This is a genomic window from Mycobacterium innocens (genome assembly GCF_900566055.1).
Lineage (GTDB): Bacteria > Actinomycetota > Actinomycetes > Mycobacteriales > Mycobacteriaceae > Mycobacterium > Mycobacterium innocens.
This window is the reverse complement of sequence record NZ_UPHQ01000239.1, coordinates 1-3,231: the sequence shown is the minus strand read 5'-3', so window position 1 is coordinate 3,231 and position 3,231 is coordinate 1. Positions and strand designations below refer to the sequence as shown.

The following is a 3,231-nucleotide window of genomic DNA, read 5'->3' as shown; positions in this document are numbered from 1 at the left end:
GTCGCGACTACCCCAGGAAGGAGCGAACCCCACCGGGACCTGGAACCCGGCGTCACCGCACGACACGCGGCGCCGAAACCTACCCGGCACCACGAAATCAAGATCAACAAGCGTCGCCGGCCCCACATCACGGCGTCACCTACACCCGCATGAAATTTTGAGGTTTGCGACACCTGTGGACAGGTTTATCGAGTTGAGGAAGCCCGTATTGACGTTGCCTGAGTTTCCTCCTCCCGTGTTAGTCATGCCCGCGTTCCCGAAACCCGTATTGCCGAAGCCCGAGTTATCCCAGCCCGTGTTTTGGTTGCCCGCGTTACCGAAGCCTGCGTTTGTGAAGCCCGCGTTCCCGAAGCCCGCGTTTGCGTTGCCCGCGTTGCCGTAGCCCGCGTTGAACTGGCCGGCGTTCCCGAAGCCGGTATTGGTGTTGCCCGCGTTTCCGAAGCCCGTGTTGGTAAATCCAGAGTTCCCGAAGCCCGTGTTGTTGCCGCCTACATTCCAAAAGCCCGAGTTGTTGCCCCCCGAATTCCCGAAGCCGGAGTTGCCGTTGCCCGAGTTGAAGAAGCCCACGTTGTTATTGCCCGAGTTGAAGAAGCCGATGTTGTTGTTACCCGAATTCCCAAAACCGATGTTGTTGGTGCCCGTGTTCAGCGCGCCGATGCCCACCTGGTTGTTGCCCGTGAGCCCGAAGCCGACGTTGTTATTGCCGTTGTTCCCGAAGCCAACGTTGAAGTTGCCGAGGTTCCCGCTGCCCAAGTTGAAGCTGCCGAGATTTCCGCTGCCGAAGTTTGTGTTGCCGTTGTTTCCGCCGCCGACGTTTCCGGGGCCGTTGTTTCCGCCACCCAGGTTTCCGTTGCCCGCGTTTCCGAAACCGAAGTTGCCGGTGCCGGTGTTTCCGGCGCCGAAGTTGCCCGTACCGTTATCGCCGGATCCGATGTTTCTGTTGCCGATGTTTCCGTCGCCGAAGTTAACCGAGCCGATGTTTCCGCTGCCGACGTTGATAAAGCCGTTGTTGCCGCTGCCTAGGTTGGCGTTGCCTTTGTTGCCGCCGCCCAGGTTGGCGTTGCCGGTGTTGCCGCTGCCGAGGTTGGCGTTGCCTTTGTTGCCGCCGCCCACGTTGGCATCGCCGGTGTTTCCGGTCGCATCGGCCGGGTTGGCCGCTGCCGCGCTGGCCGCTGAGGCTGCCGCGGCCCCACCCGGTAGGCCAAGCAGGCCCTGCAAACCCTGTTGCCAGGATTGCAACTGCGCCGCCGCGGCCGACGCCCCGCCGTGATAGCCCACCATCGCGGCCACGTCCGCGGCCCACATCTGCTCGTAGATGCCCTCGGCCGCGGCAATCGCCGGCGCGTTTTGGCCCAACAGATTCGACAACACCAGTTGCACGAACGCATTTCGGTTGGCTGCGACCGCCAACGGATGGATGATCGCCGCCCGCGCGGCCTCAAATGCACTTGCCACCGCCTTGGCCTGGGCTGCGGCGCTTGCGGCCCGAGCCGCCGCCGCACTCAGCCACTGCGCATAAGGGGCCGCCGCGGCCGTCATCGCCATTGACGCCGGACCCTGCCACGCCTGACCGGCCAACCCGGACGTAACCGACCCGAATGATCCTGCCGCCAAGCCCAATTCGCTGGCGAGTCCGTCCCATGCCACCGATGCTGCCAACATAGGCCCGGCACCCGCACCAGAAAACATCCGCAACGAATTGACCTCAGGCGGCAACACCGAAAAATTCATGACATCTGTCCCTTTTCGAGCTGGGTCTGCTATGCGGGCCGCGACCAGCAAGCAATTTTACGGCGGCCTCGGCACCACGGTGGAGTTTCGGCGGAACTCTGTCGTTTACTGGTCGGTGGGTGATATCGAGATTGGGATCGGAGCAGATCGTGCGTGAAACAGTGATCGTCGAGGCCGTGCGTACCGCGGTGGGAAAGCGCAACGGCGGGTTGTCGGGAATGCATGCCGCCGACCTGTCCGCGATCGTCCTCAACGAACTGGCGGAACGCACCGGTATCAACCCTGAGATCATCGACGACGTGATCTGGGGGTGTGTCTCCCAGGTCGGTGACCAGTCCAGCAACATCGGCCGCTACGCGGTCCTCGCCGCGGGCTGGCCGGAGAGCATCCCCGGCACCACGGTCAACCGGGCGTGCGGGTCCAGCCAGCAGGCACTCGACTTTGCGGTGCAAGCGGTGATGTCGGGCCAACAAGACGTCGTGGTCGCCGGGGGCGTTGAAGTCATGAGCCGCGTTCCGCTCGGTGCGGCCAGGGCGACCGGAATGCCCTATGGGCCGAAAGTCCTTGCCCGCTATGGTGATTTCTCATTCAACCAGGGGCTGTCGGCGGAGATGATTGCCACGAAGTGGGGGTTTTCCCGCGGCCAGCTCGACGAATACTCTGCCCGGTCCCATGAGCTGGCCGCCGCGGCCCAGGACCGCGGGAACTTCATCGGTCAGATCGTGCCGGTGTTTGTCGACGACGGAACGATCGTCAATACCGACGAGGGGGTACGGCGCGGGACCAGCGTCGAGAAGCTGGCCGCGCTCAAGCCGGCATTCGTCGACGACGGTGTCATCCACGCGGGCAATTCCTCGCAAATCTCCGACGGTGCGGCCGCGCTGCTGGTGACCACCTCGGCGATGGCGCTGGAGCTGGGGTTGACGCCGATAGCGCGCTACCGGGCGGGCGCCGTCACCGGGGCCGATCCGGTGCTGATGCTGACCGGCCCGATTCCGGCGACCGAGAAGGTGCTGCGCAAGTCGGGTGTCTCGCTATCGGAGGTGGGCGTCTTCGAGGTGAACGAGGCGTTCGCGCCGGTGCCACTGGCGTGGCTCGCCGAAACCGGAGCCGATCCGGATCGGCTAAATCCGTTGGGCGGAGCCATCGCGCTGGGCCATCCGCTGGGCGCGTCCGGCGCGGTGCTGATGACGCGAATGGTGCACCACATGCGCGACAACGGGATTCGCTACGGGCTGCAGACCATGTGCGAGGGCGGGGGGACCGCCAACGCCACGCTCGTCGAACTCATCGCTTAACGGGGCGCGTACGTCGCCTCTTGTCAGCGTCGCCAAACCAACCTACTGTGTGTTCAGTAGGTTGCCTCCTGAGCCCTGATCCGAAAACAAGGTGATTTGGGCGCACGAAAGCTGGATGCGAGGTGAGGAGATCTCGCACCCAGGAGTAGGGCTGAGGCGATGTTGAGTTGGTTTAGGCGGCTTGGCCGGTGGGTTCGATGGT

The 3,231-nt window shown here is 63.9% G+C and carries 1 protein-coding gene and 1 pseudogene; one reads left to right on the top strand and one right to left on the bottom strand.

Annotation, left to right across the window (positions count from 1 at the left end):
• Window positions 1-162: 162 nt before the first annotated feature.
• Window positions 163-1,731, bottom strand: a pseudogene (locus tag EET03_RS22920) (PPE family protein); the annotation flags it as partial.
• A gap of 149 nt (window positions 1,732-1,880) precedes the next feature.
• Here EET03_RS22920 and EET03_RS22915 point away from each other — a divergent pair.
• Complete coding sequence (locus EET03_RS22915; protein ID WP_099194532.1) at window positions 1,881-3,029, top strand: thiolase family protein; 1,149 nt, start codon at window positions 1,881-1,883, stop codon at window positions 3,027-3,029.
• Window positions 3,030-3,231 lie beyond the last annotated feature (202 nt).